The organism is Candidatus Goldiibacteriota bacterium HGW-Goldbacteria-1 (genome assembly GCA_002839855.1).
Taxonomy (GTDB): domain Bacteria; phylum Oederibacteriota; class PGYV01; order PGYV01; family PGYV01; genus PGYV01.
The window spans coordinates 25412-50990 of sequence record PGYV01000002.1 but is presented as its reverse complement, the minus strand read 5'-3'; the positions used below and the strand labels follow the sequence as shown (position 1 = coordinate 50990).

15 protein-coding genes are annotated in these 25579 nt (G+C 38.8%); 2 read left to right on the top strand and 13 right to left on the bottom strand.

Annotated features, from left to right (window positions below; translation table 11 throughout):
* Nucleotides 1-25 precede the first annotated feature (25 nt).
* The gene (locus CVV21_01695) at nucleotides 26-1324 is read right to left on the bottom strand and encodes a homoserine dehydrogenase (protein PKL92743.1); all 1299 of its coding nucleotides are present in this window, start codon (nucleotides 1322-1324) and stop codon (nucleotides 26-28) included.
* A 302-nt stretch (nucleotides 1325-1626) separates the two neighbouring features.
* Here CVV21_01695 and CVV21_01690 point away from each other — a divergent pair, with 302 nt between their 5' ends.
* Nucleotides 1627-2799: a hypothetical protein gene (locus tag CVV21_01690; GenBank protein ID PKL92494.1), complete on the top strand. Its 1173-nt coding sequence runs from the start codon at nucleotides 1627-1629 to the stop codon at nucleotides 2797-2799.
* 218 nt (nucleotides 2800-3017) lie between these two features.
* Here CVV21_01690 and CVV21_01685 read toward each other — a convergent pair whose 3' ends face one another.
* The gene (locus CVV21_01685; protein ID PKL92493.1) at nucleotides 3018-3482 is read right to left on the bottom strand and encodes a hypothetical protein; all 465 of its coding nucleotides are present in this window, start codon (nucleotides 3480-3482) and stop codon (nucleotides 3018-3020) included.
* 101 nt (nucleotides 3483-3583) lie between these two features.
* Here CVV21_01685 and CVV21_01680 point away from each other — a divergent pair, with 101 nt between their 5' ends.
* Nucleotides 3584-3877, top strand: a complete 294-nt coding sequence (locus CVV21_01680) for a hypothetical protein (GenBank protein ID PKL92492.1) — start codon at nucleotides 3584-3586, stop codon at nucleotides 3875-3877.
* On the opposite strand, the gene CVV21_01675 is transcribed toward CVV21_01680, so the two are convergent.
* The 11 genes from CVV21_01675 to CVV21_01625 all read right to left on the bottom strand — a co-directional run bounded on the left by CVV21_01675 (nucleotide 3799) and on the right by CVV21_01625 (nucleotide 25579).
* Nucleotides 3799-5130 (bottom strand): hypothetical protein, encoded by a 1332-nt coding sequence (locus tag CVV21_01675; protein ID PKL92491.1) that lies wholly within the window; start codon nucleotides 5128-5130, stop codon nucleotides 3799-3801. The two genes, CVV21_01680 and CVV21_01675, sit on opposite strands and share 79 nt — an antisense overlap.
* Nucleotides 5131-5149: 19 nt before the next feature.
* Nucleotides 5150-6709 carry a hypothetical protein gene (locus tag CVV21_01670; protein ID PKL92490.1) on the bottom strand — a complete coding sequence of 520 codons (1560 nt, stop codon included), beginning with the start codon at nucleotides 6707-6709 and terminating at the stop codon, nucleotides 5150-5152.
* 174 nt (nucleotides 6710-6883) lie between these two features.
* Nucleotides 6884-10303, bottom strand: coding sequence for a hypothetical protein (locus CVV21_01665; GenBank protein PKL92489.1), 3420 nt, complete (start codon nucleotides 10301-10303; stop codon nucleotides 6884-6886).
* Nucleotides 10304-10332: 29 nt separating this feature from the next.
* Entirely contained in the window at nucleotides 10333-11316 is a 984-nt protein-coding gene (locus CVV21_01660; GenBank protein ID PKL92488.1) for a hypothetical protein, read from the bottom strand.
* Between the two features lie 79 nt (nucleotides 11317-11395).
* Nucleotides 11396-14320 carry a hypothetical protein gene (locus CVV21_01655; protein PKL92487.1) on the bottom strand — a complete coding sequence of 975 codons (2925 nt, stop codon included), beginning with the start codon at nucleotides 14318-14320 and terminating at the stop codon, nucleotides 11396-11398.
* 32 nt (nucleotides 14321-14352) lie between these two features.
* A complete protein-coding gene (locus CVV21_01650) occupies nucleotides 14353-15012 on the bottom strand; it encodes a hypothetical protein (GenBank protein ID PKL92486.1) in 660 nt (219 codons plus the stop codon).
* 19 nt (nucleotides 15013-15031) lie between these two features.
* Nucleotides 15032-15718 (bottom strand): hypothetical protein, encoded by a 687-nt coding sequence (locus CVV21_01645; protein PKL92485.1) that lies wholly within the window; start codon nucleotides 15716-15718, stop codon nucleotides 15032-15034.
* Between the two features lie 14 nt (nucleotides 15719-15732).
* Nucleotides 15733-18717, bottom strand: a complete 2985-nt coding sequence (locus CVV21_01640; protein PKL92484.1) for a hypothetical protein — start codon at nucleotides 18715-18717, stop codon at nucleotides 15733-15735.
* A 57-nt stretch (nucleotides 18718-18774) separates the two neighbouring features.
* Nucleotides 18775-21450, bottom strand: a complete 2676-nt coding sequence (locus CVV21_01635) for a hypothetical protein (protein PKL92483.1) — start codon at nucleotides 21448-21450, stop codon at nucleotides 18775-18777.
* Between the two features lie 23 nt (nucleotides 21451-21473).
* On the bottom strand, nucleotides 21474-24626 hold the full coding sequence (locus CVV21_01630; GenBank protein ID PKL92482.1) for a hypothetical protein: 3153 nt from the start codon (nucleotides 24624-24626) through the stop codon (nucleotides 21474-21476).
* A gap of 20 nt (nucleotides 24627-24646) precedes the next feature.
* A complete protein-coding gene (locus tag CVV21_01625) occupies nucleotides 24647-25579 on the bottom strand; it encodes a glycosyltransferase (GenBank protein PKL92481.1) in 933 nt (310 codons plus the stop codon).

The following is a 25579-nucleotide window of genomic DNA, read 5'->3' as shown; positions in this document are numbered from 1 at the left end:
TCTCCATTTTCGCAGTGTTTTTTTATTACTCTATAACTCTGTACATTACAGTCTTTTCTTTTACTATCGCAAGTTTATCAATTGCTTTTAATGCCTTAATTACATCCGCTTCTTTTGCCGCGTAAGTCATAAACACCACAGGCACTTTAGAGTGCTGGTTCTGTTCTTTCTGAATTACGGAAGCAATGCTTATGTTATGTTTTCCAAGAACGCCTGTGATTTCGCCCATTACTCCGGCTTTGTCCACAACATTAAATCTTATGTAATATCTGTTAACGGTTTCGCCTATGGGCAGAACTTTTATTTTTTCAGTTTTTGCTTTTGAAGCGTATCTTACATGCTTTGCGCCTGACGCCATATTCCTTGCGATATAAATAACGTCTGACAATACCGCGGATGCGGTGGGCAGTTCGCCCGCGCCCTTGCCGTAAAATAAAGTGTCGCCTACCGCGTCGCCGCGGACAAAGATGGCGTTGTATTCGTAATTAACCGAAGCCAAAAGGTTCATCTGCGGCACAAACACCGGATGCACGCGCACGTTAATACCTTCTTTACAGCGCTGCGCGATGGCAAGAAGCTTCATCACATAGCCCATTTCCTGGCCGTATTTGATGTCGGTGTAATCTATGCCTTTAATACCTTCAACGTGAATGTCTTCATGTTTTATGCCTTTTCCAAAACTCATCCTGGAAAGAACTGTAATCTTGTGCATGGTATCAAACCCTTCAATATCAAGGGTGGGGTCAGCTTCCGCAAACCCTTTCTGCTGCGCTTCTTTTAACGCCGCGTCAAATGACATTTTATCAACTGTCATCTTGGTAAGGATATAGTTGCAGGTGCCGTTTAAGATAGCCATTATTTTTTCAATTTTATTTGCCGCAAGGCCTTTATCAAGGCCGCGCAGTATGGGAATGCCGCCGCCTACCGATGCTTCAGCCATAATTTCAGCGTCGCCTTCTTTGGAAGCCGCGCTTATTTCTTCCCAGTATTTGGAGATTAAAGCTTTATTAGCGGTTACAACGCGCTTGCCGTTTTTTAACGCGCGGGTTACAAAATCAAGCGCCGGTTTATATCCGCCCATAAGTTCTATCACAATGTCAATTTCGGGGTTTTCTATTATGTCATTTACGTTTGTGGTAAGCATTCCGGGAGCAAGTTTAACGCCCCTGTCGCGCTTTATGTCAAGGTCGCATACCTTAACAAGTTCAACTTTAATACCTGATTTCGTGTTAATAAGCTCTGCTGAATTCTTAAACAATTTCACAACCCCGGTGCCAATGGTACCAAAACCAATAAGCCCGGCTTTAACCGTGTCTTTTGCCATGTGAACCTCTCCTGTAAATATAAACGCGTAAAACACAGAATTATAACGTTTATAAAAACGCATAATTCCGTTTTTCGCCTTTAAAATATACTTTTTTTAATAGTTAAAATAAGTTATTTGATTATATAACTGCCTATTACAATTGTCAATAAAGAATACTTGGTGCGTTTAGATACAATTATATTGATAAATACGGCTGTTTATAGTAAATTTAACTGTCTTAGCCGTTACGTCACAATATTAAAGGGGCTTTTCGGGATGTTTGAAACAACGTTTTATAGCATACATGCGGATTACAACCTTTGAAAAAACAGGTTAAAATTCTGTTTATCGCCACAGGATATGGCGACAGCCCCGTTATTAGCGGCGGCGAAGTGCGGCTTTTTAATATTGTTAAACACCTTTTTGGAAAAATAACACCCGATTTTCTTACAACCTTAGGCGGCGTTAACGCGGCAGCCGCATATAGAATGAGCGGATATTTTCAGGATATCATAACAGCAAAGAACAGATTTATGGGCATCCGGGAGTCCTTCGGCTTTCAGCGCCTTATGGGTTATTTTATTTCCGCGTTTGACGCTGATAAAAAACTTGAAACTGAAAAATATGATGCCCTATATACAAGTTCCGACTGCTACAGCGACATATATCCCGCCTACAAGTACAAATTTCGTAATCCTGCATCAAAATGGTTCTGCATGCTGCATCACAAATATGACTCCCCTTTCAAAAGGGCGGGTTTTTTCCCGGTGAACGCGGTGTTATATCTTCTTCAGCTTCACAGTTTTAAGATGATTGCAAAACGCGCGGATTGTGTATTTGTACTTGATACAGATGCCGGAGAGCAGATAGCCAAAACACTTTTAAAATACGGATATAAAGGTCAGATTCACAGGGTAAAAAACGGAATAAATAAAATTTCAACTATTAAAATAAAAAAAGATAAATCAATGGCGGTTTTTTTAGGCGGATTAAGGCCGTCTAAAGGATTATATGATATAGTCCCTGTCTGGAAAAAAGTGTCGCAAAAAAATCCAAAACTTAAACTTACCGTTATTGGACGTGGTTCTGACAGGGATATGGCTTTTCTTAAAGATTCTATTGAAAAAAACGGGCTGGCAGGCGTTGTCACAATTGCGGGTTATGTTGACGCTAAAAAGTTAAATGCCCTGCTTGCAAAAGCCGCGGTATTTTTCCTTCCCTCGCGCGAGGAAGGCTGGGGAATTTCCATACTGGAAGCGCTGCAGCACGGATGCATGCCTGTGGTGTATGACCTTCCGGCTTTTAAAGTGTTTAAAAACCAGATAACCAAAATCCCCTGCTTTAACCACGACGTGTACGCGGAAGAATTGTTAAAAACATTCGAATCCGGACGCACACTGAAAACCAACACCAAATTCATTTCGCAGTTTTACTGGTCCGATATCGCACAGCACGAGTTTTTGATTATTAAGAAGATGCTGTCCGCTAAGTAATCTATTGCGCCTTATCCCAAAGAGCAGTTCCAAACAACGCGCCCTAAAGGGACGCGGCTACCGGATCAAAATCAAATACCAAAACCCGCGGGCTAAAGACCCGCGTCTACCAAATCACATAAATACAATACATAAAAATAAAAAAAGAGACGCAACATGTTGCGTCTCTACATTATAAAACCAAGCCTCTAATCTTCTAAGCATCAAAACATCTAAAACTAAACTTCCCTGTAAAACCTTACCGTGTGTGTGCTGGATATCGGGTCAACGATATCGTCCACATCAAGGACTCCAAGCACAATTATAGTACTCTCGGGAAGTTTAATACCTTCAAATTCCCTTTTTGCCATAAGGTTTAACACTTCTGTTTTAACCTTATCCGTAGCCATATGAAATTCACGCAGATAGATTAAAAATTTGCATTTATCACAGTTGTCAAAAACTTCCTTAAGCCAGACAGGAACCTTATTTTCTATTTTTACGCCGCCAAGATCGCTGTCGTCAATTGCAGAAATATCCTTATCAATAAATTTATGGTTATTTTTTTCTGCCGCGTCTTTAAGGACAGAATGAACAGTCCGTCTTTGATTATGGTAAAGTATTATTTCGCCGGGCTGGCAGGTATGAAGCGCACGTTCAAAATATTCCCTTGCTTCTTTTTCTGTTTTTAATGATAAAGCCATAATTTCTACCTCCACGAGTATTCTAACTAACAAGTTACAAGTTACAGCTTACAAGTTAGAACTTACCTGTTACCTGTTACCTGTTACCTGTTACCTGTTACTTGTTACCTGTTACCTGTTACCTGTTACCTGTTACCTGTTACCTGTTACCTGCTACCTGTTACCTGTTACCTGCTACCTGTTACCTGTTACCTGTTACCTGTTACCTGTTACCTGTTACCTGTTACTTGTTACCTGTTACTTGTTACCTGCTACCTGCTACCTGTTACCTGTTACCTGTTACCTGTTACCTGTTACCTGCTACCTGTTACCTGCATTATCTTGGGACTGCTGATATTTCCTTTGAATTAACGCTCTCTTTTCCGTCTTTACCTACAGCCCTTACTATAAAGTAACATCTTAGGCCGCTCTTTAACGGGCCTACCACCATATAATATTTCTGTATTGCTTCTTTGGTAAGTTTGTAATATTTTCCGCCCGGCTTGTAGCTCATATAAACGTTGTAACCTTTAATATCTTTAAGTGATTCAGTGCTCCATGTTACTGTTATCTTTTTTGACTGCGCGGTAAGTTTAACCACTTTTGGCGGTTTTACGGCAACCGGCGTGGGCGTTGGTGTGGGCTGCCCTATCTTTATTGTCATGCCTATCCTGTTTGACATACCAAGTTCGCCGTAAGGCACAAAAGCGTAATCAAGCGCCAGGTCAACACCGTCAAAGTTTCTGCTGTAACCAAAACCCGCTGTTAAACCCGCAAGCGCTCCAAGGTCGGAAATTAAATCCTGCCCGTTTAAGCGGTAGCCAAGCCTGCCTTTTAATATGTGGTGGTCAAGGTCGCCGCCGTATTCCACGCCAAAGTGAAGCCTGAAAGGCATATTTGCCGGCGATATCGGAAGAATGCCGTCAACCGCAACGGTTATAAAATCTTTGGGGTCATTTTCAGCGGAAAAAAGCCTGTTAAGTTTCTGGCTGACACCGAATTTTAAGTTTAAAGGCAATGGCGCGTCAGGCGCGCCATCAACCTGATTCATCTGCATAAAAGAGATATTCTGGAATACAAGGCCCACGTCAAATCCCGGAAAATTTGTATTTGCAATAATACCAATATCAATTGCCGGTATCCACCCTTCTTCAAGGGCTATTTTCTGATTAATAAGTTTTAAAGTTATGCCGGGCGAAAACATCTTTGCGGCCTGCCAGCTGTAAGCAACGCCGATTACCGTGCCGCCGGCGCCGTATGTACGGCCTTTTTCCGCAAACGCTTCATCATAAGTGCCGGTAAGCGTTTCTTTTGTCTGATCTATATCTTCAACCCTTACAAGCAGAGCCATAATACCTATAGAACCCCAGATATCTAAGCCCAGCTGTTCTGCCGGAAAACCCACACCAAGGTATTCATACGCGGTTCCGCCGAATGCCTGATTGTGCATAAATGAAAACTGCGGGTCTTCCACTTTTACAAGCGCGCCGGGGTTCCAGAACACGGCATCCACGTCCGCGACAACAGAGGTATAGGCCTCACCCATACCGCAGGCGCGCGCGCCCACACCAAGATTTAAATATGGCGAAGCTGTAACGCCGCCGTATTCCGCCGCGTAAACAGATGCCGAAACTAATAATGCAACCGCAAGTATTGTCAGTTTTTTCATAGTAGTCTCCCCGCTCATTTTATTCATTATCTATCGGGTCGCATTTATAACATACAATTATGCGCTTTACGTCTGTCTTGCCTTTTTTATCTTTTAGCACAAGGTAATAAAGCCCTGATACAACTAATGTACCGTTTTTATTTCTTCCGTCCCATGTAAACCCGGCTGTCCCTGAAGTAACACCCTCCATTACAAGCGAGCCATCCATGGAAAAAATCTGTATTTTGGTATCAACAGGAACGTTATCAACTTTAAATTTACCTGTTCCTGCGTTGGGGTTGAAAGGATTGGGATAAACGTGCGCTTCTTTAATATCCTCCCCAACCACAGCCGTTGGAGTCATATTGGGGTCAAACGTGGGTGTAACTGTCGGTGAAACCATAGGTGTTCGAGTGGCTGTCGGTGTCGGGAATTCAGGAACAAAAATACACTGAGAATTTGCGTCCGTCAGCAAAGCTTCATTATATGTTGCATTTATTGTATTATATTTTTCATCAGCAGGATTTAACACAGGACCGTTATCGCATGTAAGAATTTTATAACAGAACGTGGCATTACCATAAGGAACAGACGTGTCCACATAAGCGTTAGTTGTGGCTGACTGATATCCGGCTGATATATACGGGCCGGCAGCAGCTGTTGCCCTGTAAATGTGATACGCGGATACGGGGCTTTTTCCCACGCCCGCAGGCGAAATAGTCCATGAAAGGTTAACACCAATAGAACCCGGCAGGTTCGTTGTACTAATACCCGTTGTGACAGGAGGCGGGTTAGTGATATCTTTTGCACTTAGCGAAACATTATCATAATACATCACTATGGATTCAGAGTCCATAATGGAATAATCCGCAATAGGTGCATTTATCGAATAACTTCTAATATTAGAAATATCAAAATACCTTCCTGCGGAAACATCGTAATGATTTGCCAGATATTTTAATGAAACGGATATGTGTTCGACAATAACACCATCTATAGTTGGATGTTTGACCGGAGTTGATACTGCGTTTGATGTTACTGTTATTTGCCCGTCAAATAAAGACACTGTCTGAAAAGCACCTTCCGTTCCAATACCACCGTTTGGAAGGCCGTTTAAATAAAACATTAAATCAACGTAATCATAACAGGACCAGTCTTTTGCCTCGTAGGTCTGGTAAACAGGGCTTGTGCACCCTACATTTTCAAATTTTTCTGCAGGAAGCTCAATATACTGCCTGCTTCCCGTACTATTCCCCTTCCATTCTATTCGCATTATCCCAACACCGGGAGCGCAATCAGGAAATCCACCATCTCCGGGATAAGTCCCGCTTATTAGAAAATACACAGGAGTTGGAACACCTACGGGAGCTGTTCCTTTCCATTCAATGATATCATTTCTTGGTCCAAACGGTGGATAAGGTGGATTACCAGCTATAGAGCCGCCTTCAAATCCATTAACAAGACCGGGGCCGTAGTCAGCAAATCCCGCAGTATATGCATCTACAAAATTAACACCTAAATTTTTGCTTTTAAAATCAACGAAAAAAACTAAAAAGATTATCGCGATAATTGACAGAACGTACAATGATTTTTTTCCCATATTATGCCGCTCCTTTATTATTATTGTATAATTTATTATATATCGGAACGCAGTCTTGTGTCAAGAAACTAAAACATACAAATTTATATCTAAAATCAAAAAACTTACTGCAACTACGCAAGCCTAAAACCGCGGACAGCGCAGGAGCGCTATCCCTACGCAAACAAATACTTATTAATTATAGCTAATCCTTGAATAGTCCGGTTCAAGTTCACCAAAATTAAAACCGCGTTCTTCCCCGCCATTGACTGACAACCGCAGAGATAAGAATGACGCACCAAGCGTATAAACCTCTATTTTGTGCTTTCCGCTTTCAAGCCTGAACGTTGATACTTTTTTCATCCCGGGTTTATAAATGGCTTCTTTTATTATACTACCCGCCATATTGTCCCAATACTGCCTGCCATCTACCACTATTGCCAGAAAACCATTATTTGAAGGGATAAATTTATATTCAGCCCCGTCCGGCACATTTAAATACCCGCTTAATTTTACAGCGTCATTAGCCCTGGCAAAAAGCGCCGCAGGCGTAATAACTTCATTATTTACAGCGCCTTCCCACTTTTCGCCGGCGTAAAAAACAGCTCTTAATCCGTTATCCTTTATAGAGTAAAGGTACCTTTCATTCAGCGTATATATTTCCCTGCCGCCCCTTGAATTTCCAACTACCCTAAAAAGCGACATTACAGGGTATAACGTGTCACTTACAGACTTTCTTGAACCGGTTATTCTGATATTGTGAAAACCTTTCGCAAGCCTTATTTTCTGATTACTGTCATTAACCGATATTCCGTCAATGGTATAAGACACTTTTGCCGTTCCTGTATTGCCAAAATAACAGTCTGCATAATAAGGTATAAGCACCTTACCTTCAAGCGTTATGTTATATGGAACTTTGCCGTTATCTTCAGCGTTGAAAACAGGCAGCGCGTTATTAACACTATTACCTGCCACCCGGCCGCTAAGGCCGCGCATTGCCGCGATATCAGCATTCTGTATCATTAATACATCAAACATCTTTCCAAAACCGGGGTGGCTGAAAGTGTCAAAAGCGGCATTCGGGTACATCTGTTTCCAGATATCTTCGGTCTGCCATACATCGTAATGAAAAAATATCGCGTAATTTTCGCTGTCAACCTTGGCAAGGACAGAATCATTGTCAGCAGGTTCTATAGAAGCATCCACTTTGTAATCCCATCTTTGAATCCTGAACGGCGGGTGCCCCGGATAATAAAGGCCTGTGTATAGAAAAACCCTGTAATCTTTTCCAAGCTTCTGCGCATAGGTGCCGGTTGCGGTTGAAAGTTCGTCCATACCGCCCACCCAGCGTTTAAAATACTGATTATAGTTGGCAATTATAATAGGTACAAGAAAGCACGCAAGCAGAAGCGGAAATACTATTACGTCCCTGAATTTTCCTTTGAATACATTTGAAAAAGCGTACCACACTTTATCAAACACAACAGACGCAAAAAATATCATAGGTATCATTGTCCCTACCGCCCTCATTGCGCTGGGGGCTTCTATGGCAAAGATAGACCCTGCCGCCTGCGAGAAAAACAGCATGACCAGTATAAAGAAAGCGTTAAATTTACTGTAATAAATACAATAAAAGAAACCCAGCCCAAAAAGCATTGCCGTTACAAAATCCACTGCGGGTTCATAAGGATTTCCGCCGCTGTTACGCTGCCTGCTGTCGCCGTGGTGGTTAAACATTAAAAGCACACGCTGGGTATTTTCAATAATACCGATAGCGGGATTTTTAACCGGCGCATTGGGGTCCTGGCTGAATACGGAAACTTCGCTTATACGGCTGAAATAAGTGTTGGTGGAAATAAAATAGTTTTTTATGTGCTGTGATGCAAACAGCCAGAAACCAAGCATAAAAACAAGCAGGCCCACCATATTCCTTTTAAAATAATTCTTTTTGCTGAAACTTTCAAAGACAAAATATAACAAAGGCGCAAGTACAACAAACCACCCTGTTAAGATACCATACCAGCAAAGGCCGCTCATTGCCCCCGCCATAAAATAAGTAAATTTATCCCTTTTCTGAATCGCTTTAAATATAAAGAAAACAGCAAGAGTAATTGCCACTATTGCCATCACAGTCCCGTGGCCGGACCTGCCATAATGCAGATTCCAGCGCAGAAACGCGAACAAAACCGAGGCAAACATCGCGGTCCTAACATTAAATATACTTCTTACCGCAAAATACATTATAGGTATTGATAATGTACCAAGCAGAACGCCATACATCCTTAACCCCACTCTGGTAAGCCCAAAAACGTTATAACATAATTCCCAGATGTACGCGTATATAGGGTGCTGACCCACCCAGAAATTTTTCACCACAGATATCATGCCGCCGGATTCATCATTTTCCAGCCCAAACGGCCTTTTATCAAGTTCATAAACCCTTAAAAACAACGCAAGCAATGTAACGCCAATAACAAAAATATATTCCGTTTTCAGTGAAAAAGGCTGTTTATCGCCTGTTTTAAGTGATACCGGAAAAAATGTTATTAAAACAGCGGCAGCAATAATATAATAAATAACAGCGTCGTTTACTTTTTCCGCAAGAAATTGTTTTTGCCCCAGGTAAGCTAAAAATACTGCCGCAATTACAGCAACAACTTTAAGGTAATTCATAAACTTATTGTCATTTATTACTTCTTTATACGGTATTAAAGGCATCGCAAAAAAGAAAGAAGCTATAGCAGCTGCGTAAAAGACCATTGAATAAAGGCCAAGCGATGTATGAAAAGCAATTTTGTTTCCCACAATAAGCGCCAGAACCATTATTCCAAGCAGCGCCAGTTTTACCCAGATATTGTCAAGAAACCTGTTGCCGGTAAAAAGAATTTCCTGCCCGCCTTCCCTGTCTTCATACGCCATTTTGTTTTCAGGCAGCCCCCAGAACAAAAGGAATATGCCGACCGTAGTGACGCCAACGCCGATGTTCTGAATCATATTGCCCCTGTTTATAAGCAATACCCAGCCGGCAACAAGCAGAATAAACCCTGACAGGGCAAACAGTATTTTTGTTGTATTCTCAAATTCAAGATCAAGCCCTATCACACTGTTTTTATTTATTACAAAATATAATAATATAACAAGGGCTGCCCCAAGAAGCGCGGCAGCGGGAACATACTTCTGCATCATAAGAAAAACCTGAGCCCCCGCAAAACACAATCCCGCAGCGGCCAGCAGCCAGTTTCTGGAAAAAGCTATTTTAAAAACCTGTTTCTGCTGATTATCCTTTGGAACAGGATTCCCCGCCTTAGCAATAATCTCTTTCTTCTGCGGGGTAATATTTACAGAACTTTTCTTCACAGCATTATCACGCGGTAAAACACCGGGATTTAACTGCTGCTGTTTTATGCTTTCACGCAGTTTAACAAACAAACCTACAGAAGATACTTTTAATTTTTCATACACTCCGGAAAAATAGAGTATCGCGACAAGAATAGCAAGGCCCATAAATATCCCGCCCGTAACAAAAGCCGAATTAACTATAAACATTACCTGTCCCACAGCAAACAGAACCGCGGCTATTACTATAAATAAGTACATTTCGGCTTTCTTAGACACGCAATTTCTCCCTGATATTTTTTTTAGTATTAATAAAGTATGGGTTCAAAAACAGCCACGTTAAAGCTGCCCACATACAGATAATTATCCTGCCCGCCGGAAAACGAACCCGGAACACCTATTTTATATGTCATTCCCGCGTCATTTACAAACTTACCAAGCGGTTTTCCGTTATTAGTGAATACCTTAATGGCAGCTTCGCGCATATCATTAATATAAACATTACCATCATCAGTTATAGCAAGTGATTCCAGCCCGGTAAGCGCTGTCAAAGGCAGTTTCCATTCCTTTACAAATTTTCCTTCCGGTGAAAAAACTTTTACCATTATAGGGTTGGCCATAGCTATGGCATAAACATTGCCTTTGCTGTCAACAGATACTTTACCAAGCCTTATAAACTGCCCCTTGCCTGTTCCACGGCCGCCAAATTCCATAAGCTTAGTTCCGACAATGTCATATTTATATATCTTTCCTGCGCCACCATCACTGATATAAATGTTATCCTGATTATCAATTACAATATTAGTAGGATCATTAAACCCTTCTTTTATAAACTCTACAGGTTTGCCTTTTTTCATAAGATATACCACAGGGTCGCCTTTTAACGTTACATACACATTACCTTTGGAATCTTCGGCAGCCCATTCAGGCGACACTTCAAACTGAAGCACTTCAATTACCTTGCCGTCCATTTTTCCGTATCTTTTTATCTGGTTGAAATTGTTATCAATTACAAAGAGGCTTTTGCCGGAAACAGGCATGCCTATCTGCCCGCCATATTTAACATCCCACGTGGTGACAAGAACCGGTTTTTTGTTTGACTGTGCCTGTTTTTTAACGACAAAAGTCATTTCTACCGCCAGAAACAGAATAACTGCAGCGGCAATTATTATTACCAGATTCTTCTTTGGCGCGGTTTTGGGCGCAACCTGCGGCGCCGCAGCCGGCTGAACAGCCGCTGTCTTTAAACTTTTTTTTGCTTTTGCCTTTACCCCTGTCTTCTTTTTAGCCATAAATCCTCCTTATTTTATCTTTATTGTTTTTTTGTTCAAACCGCCAATTGATATAAAATATCAGAATTACACTTAATAATCAATGATAAAACGGAGAGAGCTCATTATAATAGACTGTCCTCTCCGCCTTATCTTCCGGCCCCTTTACCTGAAGCCTGTAAACCATATTCATGAAAGCTATCACCTGCGAATAAGATATTATATTCAGTTTGTGCCACCCTTTTTTAAGGTACACAGCTGTCTGTTCTTTCTCCCCGCTGTATGCATATATTTCATGCTCATTGACAGAAATAGAGTTACAGTAATTGGCAGGCGTTTTAATCCCGAAAGTATACAACCCTTCCACAGCGGCATAAAAGTATCCGTCCCACCTGACATTAAAATAACTGTCCCCTCCGGTTTCAAATTTTGGCATGTACTCAAGATACCTGTTTTCCACTATAGGTTCCAACTCTACAAATTTCTTATCAAGAAAATTAAACGTATAAGAAGCCTGAATGCCAAAGATTTTCTCCGTGTTTATAAGGTTTTTAACAGAAACAACAGTTTTATTACCTTTAATTTCCCAAGACATATCAACGGCACCTAAATTACCGGTATTTATTTCCGCCGTGAAATAATGAAGCCCTTTGTAAATTTTCCTGCCATCATAGGGTGCATTGTCTATTCTGATAATCGCACTGACTCCGCGATTAAAAGAAAGTTTTAGACGGTCATAATCAGGCATATCCAACAGCCCTTTTATAACAACCCTGTCAGCCTTTTCAGGTAATAAAAATGACCCATGCACAATTTTTTCTGTAATTAATCTGCCTTCAGTATAAAATTCCGCCTTTAATCCGTAAAGTTTTTTTATGTCCTCATTAGGTATTTTAACAACAATGTATTTAAATTCAGGCCTCATGGGATCGACCCATAGCTCCAAACCTTCCTTATTTTCAACTTTATTAATAACGATATCCGGAAAGTATTCTTTAAGGTAATCAAAGTAGTAAGCATAAATATTTTCCGCAATAATAACAACATCTTTATCATCTTCCGTATAAAAGTCCGAGATTGTTAAAGAGGAAACGTCTTTTTTTATAATATGACCCATGTCGCCACAGTAAACACAAAACAAAGACCTTATATTCTGAATATATCCCGAATAGTAGACTATATTGCCTTTGTTTTCCATTACAATCTTCTCTATTTCACTTGCCACATAGTCAAACTGATCCATTACTTTTGAGTGTTTTGGATATTTAATAAAGTAATCAATGTAGGATGATCCGACAGAAGAAACAAATACGACAAAAAATATTAAGATATAAATTATTTTCTGTTTACCCTGCCAGATTACAGATGCATACCTATAAATTACATTACATCCCAGGGCAGCAATAACAGCAAACACCGGGAACGCCAGTATCATTCTAAAGTAATAAGGATTTGCATGGTGCGTAAAAAATATCTCCGGTAATACAGCTGCAAACATCCATATAATAAGAAGCATATTTTCTTTCTTTTTCATCCCAAATAAAAGGTAAGCACTTCCAAGAACAAATAAAAACTGCTGAATTCCTGTAAAAACAGGCCTGAAAGGCAGGTTTAGATATCCGTAATTTGACCCTTTTACGGTTAAGGCAAATAATATATCCGTAATGTTTCCAAAGAAGTATTTAAAAATACCCGTGTCAACTTTCGGCATAAAGTTATTTGCACTTGCCATAAAAGTACCGTACTGCGTCACAATAAAGTACAGCAGCGGAAGGAAAACAACAAGAGCGGCAAAACATATAACAAACAGATTGGCAGTATTTTTCCAGGAATCTTTTATTCGTTTAAAATCAACACCGTAAATAAAAAAGCCAATAAATAATATTATTATTTGCATTTTGCCGGAATGATATGTGTACATGTTTAAGCCCGCCATTACGCCTGCAAGTACTAAAAAAAATATATTTCCCCTTTTTATCCCGGCAAGCAGAAAATAAAGGCCTGCGGCAAGTATAAGCACAGGGAAATATAATAAGTTATCAAGCCTTGAAAAAAGGATGCAATTAAACATCAGCGAATAAAACAAAACCGCAAATACAGCAGTTTTACGGTTATATATCTCTTTTATAAGCAGATAAAAGAACGGTATGGCCGCCATTGATGAAATGACACTTAGAACCCTAATGTTAAAGATATCAAAACCAAATACATTCAAATAATAATATAACAGGTAAACTGTCATAGACGCCGCATTAATATCACCCTGCGGAAGAAAGACGCCAAAATGCTCTCCCCTTTTCATTGAAAGCAGGATATCATAAGCCCTTCTGACGTCGTATGTAAAACCGGGGGGAACCTGGTCAAGGCGGTAAAACCTGAAAAATAACGCAGCAAGTAATATAATTCCCAAAAGAATATAATCCAAAGTTTTATCTCTGTCCTGCCCCGCAAATTCACGGTTGTTAAAAAAATCCCCTGTAATTACAGCCATAACAAAAAGAGTTACAAAAGAAAAAAATAACATTCCCTTTGATAAAAATATAAGGACAACAACAGCAAGAACAAAATTCAACACCATTTTTTTTATAAGATATTTATCATCTTTCATTGGTAATAACTCAGAAAAATACGTTATAATTCTCATTCCTTTCATTCTTGCCGCAAGCATAACCTGAAGCAGAGAAAAGAAAAAAAGCATATAAGGAATAAGAGGAACTTTTTTTATATCAAGATATAACCCTGCAGCCGCAAGCGCAAATGCGTTTAATACCTTTAATACGCCTCGCCATATAGGCTGCGGTTTAAATTCATATATATAACTATTTATCACTTCATTTTTAGCGTAAAGAAAAAAATATACAAATACACAAACAAGCCCCAAGAATATCATTACCGGTACAAATAACCCTTTAAACCCGGTAAAATTCAGATATGCAATAGCAAGCATCACAAATCCGGCAAGCGCGAATATTGCGCGTGCCTGCCAGCCGCCGCTTAATTCAAACCCTTCAAAGAACTTTTTCATTTAGCCCCCGCCATTTTCCGTCTTTTTATAACTTAAACTGCATTCTTTACAGCTTTAACTATTAGAGTCCTGCCTATGCCCGGCCACAGCCCGGCAAGAACTGATGACTTAACCGACCCGCTGCCGTTAAAATTCACAATATCTGACGTAAATTTTTCTATTTTAAAACCATTGTATTTCAACAGGTCAAAAAGCGTGTCACGGACAAAGTATTTAACGTGGCCTGCTGAATCTGCCCTGTAATAATATTCAATATGCGGATTTTTACCAAAAAGAAGAAGCAGGCGCCTGCCCAAAGTGGCAAGGTTTGGCGTTGTAATAATTACATATCCGCCGCTTTTAAGTTTTTTCTTTAAATCCTGAAGAAAAGCATCCGTATCTATTATATGTTCTATAATCTCGCCAAGTATTATCCCATCAAATTTAATCCCCTGGAAAACGGCTTTTTTTGTTATATCACCTGCAACAGCTATAATACCTTTTTGTTTTGCCTTTTTTACCGCTTCTAAAGAATAATCAACACCATATACTTTACAACCTTTTTTTATCAGCTGTTCCCCTATAAAACCCGTCCCACAGCCAATGTCCAGAATTTTTCCGCCCGGTTCTGTCATTTTTACAATTGCCTTAACACGCTCTAAATCGCCCGGAATCCAATCCCCATATCTTTGTTCTATAATTTTCTGGCTCAAATTCAACCGCCTTTTATTTTTATTTTTTACTGAATAATTCCTGAATGTACAACTTTACAAATTTAATTCCCGTGGGGATAGATTTGGCCTTGCTTTCGCCGCCTATCCTGTCGCCTTCGGCAGTTGGTATTTCTTTTATGGTAAGGCCTTTTTTAAATGCCTTTATGGAGCTTTGAAACTCTATTGCAAAACCCTCTGCAGTTAAGCCCAAATCCAGCAGCACCTGCCTTTTAAAACCCCTGAATCCGTTTATTGTGTCTGTCACATAATAACCCGACCTGTTAAAGGACACATTTACCATCCATGTAAATACCTGATTAGCCCATTTACGCAACGGAAACAACTGCCCGTCTTCTTCGTTTCTTGAACCCTTTGCAAACCGCGACGCTATAGCTATATCCGAACCCTGTTCCAGAAGGGCAAAAACTTTATCTATATCATTATAGTCTTCGTTGCCATCGGGGCTATAAAATAATATAAGATCAGATTTGCTTATATTGGCCGCCATCATAAAAGCAACACCCCTGCCCTTTTTTTCCTGAATATGCACGGGCATTCCTTTTTCTTTAAAAAACTCAAGTGTGCCGTCTTTAGAGCCGGGGTCAATTACAAATACTTCATCATAATTTTTAGGTATTTTATCATACAGAGCTTTTACAGCTTCAATTTCGTTCCATGTAAGCAGTACAAGGCATTTTGTCACGATTCACAACCCCTTACTTAGTATGGTTTTAACAAATTATACGGAACAACCGCATATTCATTTGCATCAGATAGATATAATAATCTTAATACTGATTCCCTTCCATAAACAATTGAATTACAGTCAAAATTATACTTAATCTCTATTTTATGCCAGCCTTTGCTTAAAACAGATGACTTTTCATATTTTGCAGAACCTATCTGCGAATACATTTTTACACCATCAATATATACAGATGAATCTTTTGTGGAATCAAGCTTAAAACTATATTTACCGTTTTTTTCAGCATTAAAATACCCTGTCCATTTTACGTCATACCCCATCCGTTTTGAATTTAATGGAATTCTTGGGCTATAAAAATAGTATCTATGCGTTGGTGATATTTCAAGTTGCGTATAAGTTTCCGGCCCAACAGTTGTATATTCCGCTAACAAGCCATTAATTATTGTTTTGTTCAATAAATATTCCTGCGAAATTATACTGTAGTCCGAAGACTGCGGGTTTTTCCACATAAGTTCCTGCATGCTTCCCGGATCAGAAATCCGAAGTTTTATACTGTGCAGTCCCTTATACAAATTTAACTTCCCGCGTACAAGCTGATTATCAATAATAAGAGTATAATTATTACTGTTATTCATTTTGAATTCATATAGGCCATACTGAGGCGCATATATTAATCCATTTATTTCTATACTTTTTGCTTCGGGAACTAATGGAATTGCGGTATTTGATAACTTTATTCTGTATTGTTCACCATTAGTATCATACTTCGCGCTAAGGCCATAGGTAGTATTCATAGAATCGGCCGGAATTTCGATTCCTGTGTGATAAAGCCGCGGGCCAAATATATCGCTATTTCTGCCTGCATTCCGGGAATACAATTCATAATCTCTTATAACACGCGTATTATCAAATAAACCGGCGTAATAACCTGCCTGCTTATCATATAAACTTTCCATTATTATTACAGAATTTTTCTTTATGTTGAAAAGTTTGTCGTATTCAGGAATTCCGGGATCTATGTAAAATATCTCTTTTTTTGTTGAAAAACATGTCTGCAGAGTAAAAAAATGCGACACAAAAACTTTATTGCCTTTGTCATTCATCCTGTCGGCATATCTTACCGTTTTGGCTGCGTAACTGAAAAAATCACTCTTTACGCTGTCATTTGCCGGATATTGTACAAAATACATATCATAATAGGTATACGCCGTAAAAGAAATAAACACCGCAAATATAACAGGCAAAATAATTATCATTATACGTTTATTTAAATTCACAGCAAATTCCCATAACTTTGTCACACCAATAGAAATAAAAATTATAAGAGGTACAATACTTAAAATAGCCCTTTGACTGTTTGGATCCCAGGGGCTTACCGCAAATATTGCGGCCGCAAGAGAGCATATAAAAAGAATCAGAAGAAACGCATAATGCCGTTTTTTAAAGTTAAATAATGATATTCCCATCCCTGCCAAAAAGAAAAACGCGCTTATCCTGTCAAGTAAAGGAACCAGCGGCAGGTTAAAATAACCGCCCACACCGGACTTTGTAAGAAAAAGCTGAAAATTATTCACGCTATTTTCAGCCAGAAATTTCAGAAACTGAACAGAAAAGATATTTGTCCCTGTTTTGGCAGCCGCTTCGCCTTTTATCCGCATAAAATATTCAAAAGAATGTTCGGTTATATACCCTATCATCGGGCCAAAGACCGCCAACGCAGCGGCAATAAGAATAAACATAGACCATATATTTAATTTAAGCCATTCTCTGTAACTTTTAAAAAGTAAAAGATACAGCCAATATAAAACCAGAATAATAGGAACCATTTTAGAAGCGTTATAGAAGTATAACCCCAATCCAACAAATAAACCGGATAAGGCATAATATACTATTTTACCCGTATTTTCTGCTTTAAAATAGAACCAAAAAGAAAAAGTTGCAAGAAGGGGGACAAACACCCACAGCCATGACAACCGGCTATAAATAACATGATAATAAAAGAACGTCATCACAACAGCAGAAACAAGCGCTGTTCTTCTGCCAAACATTTCCCTTACAAGAAAATATATCATTACAACGTTAAGCGTCCCCGCAAAAACAGAAAACATCCTCATATTTTCAAAGGTAAGCCCGCCCGTCATTTTACCCCATACAGCAAGCCAAAAATAATACATAGTACCTACAAGATACGGAATATCCGATAGAAATAACGGAACATTTTTCCCGGCAAGAATAGTTTCTGCAACAGGACGCGCAAGCCATTCGTCATAACTTACCCCGGGCGGAATATCCATAATCATGTGACTTCTTATAAGGTAAGATAATACCGCAAGAACCGCGAGTATCAGGTAATCAACACGTACATTCCACTTAATACCTGCAAAAGAACGGTTATTCAAAACTATACCGCTATAAAAAGAACCAAACACAAAAAAGAAAAACGCCAAAGCATAATTGTATTTATTAAAATATCTTAGCGAAAGATAAAAAGAAACAGTAATTATGAGTAGATTAAGTATATTGACAATTACGCCTTCCTTATTCGCTTCATTCAATTCGCCTGCACCGGCAGCTTTAACCGCATTCACTCTAAACAACAGCATCGCCTGAATAACAGAAAAAGTTATAGCAGTTATTCCCTCTGCCGTCTTCCCCAAACGTATAAAATAGACACCCAGCAAAGCAAGCAATATCATTATTAATACTTTACCCGTGAAAATCAATTTATTACCAATAATGAAATCTGTCTGCTGATAAAATTCTGACGTTTCAGTCTTTATTCCCGCCATAAAAAGATACGCGCATACAGAAACAAAGAAAAATATCAGCGCCGAACCTGCTGAAGTTTTAAAAGAAGTTACAGAAATCAAAGCTACCGCTGCTAAAATTAAAGAAATTATCAGATTACCTGCATATTTAAATATAGGTTTTCCAACTGGTAATAGCCTTTTTTCTGCCGCCATTTCACTTTTAATATCAAGCTTACTTTTTCGCATCATCAATACCTCTCATATTATCTGTTTAATCCGCATTATATTATCATAAAATCAATTCCTTTATTTATTTATCAGAAATTGGTCATAATTCATGTATTCAAAATTTAATTTCCCGGATTCTTTTTTCATAAATATAGCCGTCCTGCCGGTAGGGCCGCCTGCTGCAAGGTTATAACATTTAAAGCCATATATGCCGTCTTTATTGTTAAATGATAATATATTATCCATTTTTTCGGCAGAGTTCAGGCTGCTGTAAATTACCCTTCCATTTACGGTAATTTTTGATTCTGACGGCTTCAGAGTGGAAATTGAAATACTTGCTTTATCCTGTACATTCAAAAATGCAGAATACACCACAAAAAACGGCACCCCCATCGGGGCTGCGTAACCGTCATATACCCTATAAGCCGGAAGAAGAATATTTTTTGAAAACACCGGCCTGCCAAGCTTGTCCGGATCTTCTGACTTATAGAAGTCCATTCTAAGCCCATATTTTTCTTTAATACCAAAAATTCTATTACTTGCCATAACCCCATCTGCCATAACACTTACAAGTTCATCCTGATTCATGCTTTTATCCACATTACCTTTAATCTTAAAATAATGCACCCCGGGGTAAGGAATTTCTGCCGATTCCTTAAAACCCGCGCTGCTCAAAGAAACCTGCCACCCTTTTTTTCCGGATTTAATAACCGCATTTTTTTCGCGTTCCGTAATAATAACAGCGCCCAAAAGGGTCACGCTTTTACCTGCATATTTGGCAATAAATTCTTCTGATGCAACATCAACTTTTTCTCCTGTTGACGAATCCACAAACTGCTGAAACCTTTTAACATCTTCCGCAGGTATTCTTACAGTAAAATTGCTTGTATCAGGCGCGTGAATGTCATATATCAAAGTTCCGCCGCAGGCATATTCGGGAGTATCGGGTTTAAAATCAAGCTGCTTTATTGAGGCGTTTGGGAAATTATCACTGAAAAATTTTGATGTTCCTTTATATATAGGGTCAATTATAAGCAGGTTTTCCCTGTCAGGGTCAAGAATAAGCATTTCATCCGGCCATAACACCCTTCTGAAAACCCTGTCTGAATTTACAAATCCCCAGTAACGCAGATGTGCTGATATAATCACATTTGCATTTTTTGTTTTATCCACTTCTTTACCCACTATATAATCAGAATGAGCAGTTCCTATTTTATAATCCCTTTTTGACTGCATTTCAAAGTAATCAGCAAAACCGTTATATGACGCAAAAACCGCGGCCATTAAAGATACCGCTATAAATACAGCTGAAACAAACTTTTTCCCAGGGACTACAAAAACATTTTTAAGCCTTTCATACGCGAACGCTATCATCAGGTAAACAGCCGGAAATACCCCCATGATTCTTGTCATTGCGGGGTGCCCTGAATTTCCCTGCCCAAGCATTGCAGGCAATAACGTAAAGATAAAAAAAACAACGAAGAAAATACCATACGGTTTAAATATCATTAAAACAGAGAGGAATAAACCTAACGGGAATAATACCTGTGCCACGGGGTCTAATAAAGGTTTGCACGCAACAGCAAGCGAAGGATTTGCGCCGCCCCTGATATGAAAAGCGCCGGCATAATCTTTTATATTGTTAAAAAATGTCTGAATATAAGCTGATGCTCCGGTATGCGCGTTAGGGTTGACACTGCGCAGATATCCCCAATAAAGTTCCGGTTCTTTCCATGCAAAAAACGCGATAGGCCCGGCGCTTACAAGAACACCGGCAAACATTATCATTAAATGTTTAAATTTAAGGCCGTGTTTTCTGTCAAAGAGCCATACATAAATACACAGCATCGCAAGTATTGCAGGCAATATCCTTCCGGGCAGATATCCGTGTATGGATAAACCGGTAAAAAGGCCGGAAAGTGCAAACATATACCATTTTTTATTTCTTAGCGCTTCAATAAAAAGCCATGTGGCAACTATAATACATGTGTACATGATGTGAATGGGATTAATATATCTTGATATCATTATCTGGCTTTCGCTGAACGAAAAAATAACCGCTGCAAATGCCGCAGTTAACGGCGAAAACATCCTTCTTATAAGAAAATATAAAGTAATTACCATTGCTATTCCCCAGAACGCCCCTTCAAGCCTAAGGTTTCCAAGATTCCATCCAAATATCTTACCAAAGATAATACTCTGATAAGTTGTCATTGAAGGCCATTCAGCGCCGGAACCAAGGTGCCAGAAATACCTTGCCTTATCATTGGCAAGGCGCATGGCATCGCCCATCCATACTATTTCCCCGCCTTCAACACCCGCGGGAATATCGCCAAGCGCTATTACACGGCTTAAAAACGTAAGGGTTAATAGAACCATAAAAAATACCGGTTCCCATTTTTCCATTTTAGCAGGCTCTGTCTTTATTTCCGCTTCTTCAAAAATTCTATGCCCCGCCGGCCTGGAAAAAAGCAGGAATAAAGCAGCCGCTATATAAACATATAATGACATTACAGACGCTGTCCTTACCAGCATCGTGGCAGTTATTGCAAGCAAAACAGAGATAATTGCCGCTATGCTTCTGAAATCAAATTTGTCTCTTATTTCCCTGTTTGACTTTAGGAACATAAACAGCACTATCATTACATCCAATGAAAGCAGTAAAACAGCAACAGGCATTTTTTCCGCTAATATCATTGCCTGGGAAAGTACAAGTAATACGCCCGCTATTACCCAAATTAATATATCTTTCATTTATTCCTCCATTAATATCTTACTTATGGTTTTAGATTTCCTGAAAGCACATGCCTATAAACTGATTCTTCATTTCGTTTCCACAATAAACGGTTTACCGAATTACTATGACCAATATAGGTCTTAATTTCTATATCATGCCATCCGTAGTCCAGCACAACCTCACTTGTTTTTATTCTTCCGTCTCTATCAAGTCCGGAAATTTTCACCCCATCAACATACACATCACCACCGGAAGTATTCTCAAAAATAATAGAATACTTATCCTGTTTTGTTACAAGTAAGCGCCCTTTATAAACAACCCCGGCGTTCCCTTTTGCCAAATTAACACCCATGCGCGGAGAATAAAAATAGTTGCTGTACTGCATCAAAGGTTCAAGCTGCTGATAAACCTTCCTGCTATCCGCGTAATACGAAGCCATAAGCCCGCTTATATTTGTTGAATCAATAAAGTATTTGACAGGTATTTCTTCCCACCGCACACCATTTTTTCTCCATTTAATTACAGCACCCAGATTTTGAATACCTGATATCTCTAATTTTAAAATATGTAATCCTTTGTAAAGCATTTCCGCGGAAGAAGCGGATTTTCCATCAATAACGGCTGTATAAGACTTACATCCTTCAACATAAAAATCATATTTGGCGTAATCCGGAATTTCAATAAGCGTTGAAATAACCGCTGACGTCATTGCCGCTTCAGGCGCAAGCATATTTGCGCTTAATTTTTTATTTATCTTTTCCCCTTTATTGCCTTTAAAATCAACATTAAACCCGTGCAGCGCAAGAATATCAGAATTAGGAATATAAACAACTACGGCCTTAACCTGCGGGACAGAGTGGTCAAAAGCGTTATTCACAAAGTACCTTTCTTTAATAAATGATGTAACAACCCCCGGATTTTTCCACCCATAAGCATCAGTCAAGAAGCGGATGCCGGAAAATAAATAATCTATATTATCATAAATGTAATACACTTTAGCATTGGGATAATAGCGCAGAAAATAGTCCCTTGAAAAAGTGTACACACCTTCTGTCACTATAAGTACATCTTTACCTTCGGCATTATAGTATGCGGAAAGGTCCGCATCCGAAACATCAATAAACGAATATTTCATTTTAAGGTAATCAAGGTGCATTGACAGCTGTGACTCTATGCGGTTTGTATCATAAAAGTACCGCGAACAGAAGACATTGCTGTTTTTATGTTTCTCTGCCAGTTTCCTTATTTCCACTGCAGAGGCGCCGTACATGAACCTTACAGAAGCGTCCTGCGGATAAATTACAAAAAACCTGTTCATATTAAGCACCGCAATAAATGCCAGCAATATTATTATCACAGGTAATGCGGCAGAATACTTTTTAATTTTAATACCCTGAAGAACCGAAGTAAGTTTATCCAATCCCACTGCGGCAATCAGAGCGACCGCGGGTATTGCAAGAATTATCCTTGCCGGATATAAATCCGCCCCAAAAGATATTATTGCTATCCCCATCCCGACAGTAAACCATAACAAGACGAATAAATTATTTCTTGATTTCCAGTAATAAATCATATACCCCAAGCCGCCAAGAAAAAAGAAACCTGTCAGATAATCAAACGCAGCCCTTCCCGGGAAATTATGCACCCCATTAGCACAGCCTTCAGAAAAAAACAGCCTGAATAGAATACCAAACTGATGCACCCACAAAACCACCGCACTTCCCATGTCCTTTGAAAATAATAAAGGCAGAATATTAAAAGAGGAAGCACGTTTAAAGTATGTACCTGTATTTTTCATAACATAATCCAGCATAGGCGCAAAAACAATAAGAGCAGCGAAAACCATTATCACGCTAAAAATCAGAAAATCCTTTTTACCTTTCACTTTTAAATTTAAGATAAACAGAATTATCCAATATAGAACCAAAATGACCGGTGCTACCCTTCCGGGTGTATAAAGATATATCCCAAATCCAAGGAAAATTCCGGAAACCACCATAAAAAATTTATTGGCATTTCTTAAAGCTGCGAAATAAAAGAAAAAAGAAACTGTTACTGCAAGCATTGTTAAATTCATTGACTCTAATTTGCTGCTAAATATGAGATGCTGGGAAATTAATGCCAGAATCAAACCGGCTATTACCCCTGTTCTCCTTCCAAACAATTCTCTTCCAAGAAGAAATATAAAAACTACATTAAAAGAACTTGCGGCAGCATGAAAAAATCTTACGGTAAACATATCAAGACCAAACAAAGTTCCAAGTTTTCCTATAAATACCGCACCTAAAGTGGCAGCGCCTAATGACTCTATGTACATAGGTAACGGTACATTTTTTTTCGCCTGCTCAAAAAGACTAAATGCATTTAATTCATCCTTACTGAAACCCGGGGGAACATCAAGTATATTATATAACCTTAATATTAAAGCCAAAAAGAATAGCACGGCGGCTATTAACCAATCAACTTTTGTAATTCCACCCAAAACGGGTATTTTCACATCATCTTTTTTAACATAAAGAAAAGACATAAAAAATACAGTCAGAATAAAATAAATCAAAGTCAAACCGGCATTATCTGAAATAGCTGAAAAAAGTGAACCTAAAAGCGAAAAAAGTACACCACCCCAAAGCAAGTATTCTTTAATTCCATATGCAAATTCCCGTTTCGTTTCAGAAAACCTTTCAGCTACCGCATTGTCATTATTATAATTACTAATTTCAAATATAAATCCCAACTGTACAAGCGCCCCCGCATAGGATAATAAAGAAAATGAAATATTGCCTTTAAATAAAAAATATTGTCCTAACAGGGTTAAGCAAAGCGCTATTGCCATTTTAAGTATCAGAAAAAGACGGGAACCGACAGTAACGGTGAAATTCAGCAGCTTTTCTTGTTTATCCGCATTTGCGAGATTCTTCGGTGTAAAAAAGATAAGTAGAATTAAAACAGGAATAATAAAAAGCCAAAAAGCATAATTGTATAATCTGTTAGAAAAAGAAAACATAGCGGCAATCAATAAAAAAACCGAAAACAAGATACCAATACCTTTTAACATATCAGCAGGTAAGACCTGCGGGATATGAATACCTTTAAGTAATCCTGGCAAAAGAAAAGAATAATTCCTGCCGGAGCCATTCTTAAAAACTATCTTTTCTTCGGAAAAATTATTTTTTTCTTTTTTATTTTTTGACAACGTTTCACCCCTGATCTATTTTAAAAATTAATTCTTTTTTCCTCCACCACAAGAGGGCGTTTCATGACACGGGTATTTATATTTAAAATGTATTCCCCTAAAAATCCGATAAAAAATAACTGGACAGAGCCAAGAAAAAATATGGATATTATTATAGGCGCGGTACCCATTGGGAACCTGTCCCAGAATACAAGTTTCATAATAAGATATGTCAGCGCTATCAAAAAAGACAGCCCGGCAATTGCAAATCCGGCAAGCGTGGCAAGGCGCATTACAACCTTTGAATAAGAAGTGATTCCAAGCATTGCTATATCATATAATGTAAAAAAATTGTTTTTAGTCTTTCCAAAACGCCTTTTCTGCTGTTCGTATTCAATTTCTTTTCTTTCAAATCCAAGTTCCGCCACAATTCCCCTTAAATAAGGCATAGGGTCGTCCAGTTTACGCAGGACTTTAATGAATTCTTTATCATAAAGCCCAAAACCGGTAAAATGCTCTATCTGATCCACATCGGCAATTTTACGTATTAACTTATAATAAGCGGTCCTGAACATATACATAACAGGATTTTCTTTGCTTTTTCTTTTGATGCCAATTACTATTTTATAGCCCTTTTCCCATTCCTTTACAAACTGTTCTATCATTTCCGGCGGATCCTGAAAATCCGCGCACATGGATATAACACAATCACCGGAGGCCTGCAATAAACCATAATAAGAAGAACGTATAGCGCCGAAATTTTTGGCATTAAAAATCGCTTTAATATTTTTATCCGTTTGACATATATCTTCCACAATTTTTTTTGTATTATCGCCGGAAAAATTGTCTATTATAAGAATTTTGTATTCATAACCTGTCATTTTCTGCGTAAAAACTTTCTTTATTTCTTCACATAAAGGTTTAATATTATCCTGTTCATTATACGCAGGTATCATTACACTTATTTTTTTCAC

Bases quoted from the DNA above. Each gene is read 5' to 3' on its own strand.
- CVV21_01685 (PKL92493.1), bottom strand. From the start codon at position 3,482: ATGGCTTTATCATTAAAAACAGAAAAAGAAGCAAGGGAATATTTTGAA.
- CVV21_01660 (PKL92488.1), bottom strand. From the start codon at position 11,316: ATGGCTAAAAAGAAGACAGGGGTAAAGGCAAAAGCAAAAAAAAGTTTA.
- CVV21_01640 (PKL92484.1), bottom strand. From the start codon at position 18,717: ATGATGCGAAAAAGTAAGCTTGATATTAAAAGTGAAATGGCGGCAGAA.
- CVV21_01675 (PKL92491.1), bottom strand. From the start codon at position 5,130: ATGAAAAAACTGACAATACTTGCGGTTGCATTATTAGTTTCGGCATCT.
- CVV21_01655 (PKL92487.1), bottom strand. From the start codon at position 14,320: ATGAAAAAGTTCTTTGAAGGGTTTGAATTAAGCGGCGGCTGGCAGGCA.
- CVV21_01635 (PKL92483.1), bottom strand. From the start codon at position 21,450: ATGAAAGATATATTAATTTGGGTAATAGCGGGCGTATTACTTGTACTT.
- CVV21_01670 (PKL92490.1), bottom strand. From the start codon at position 6,709: ATGGGAAAAAAATCATTGTACGTTCTGTCAATTATCGCGATAATCTTT.
- CVV21_01695 (PKL92743.1), bottom strand. From the start codon at position 1,324: ATGGCAAAAGACACGGTTAAAGCCGGGCTTATTGGTTTTGGTACCATT.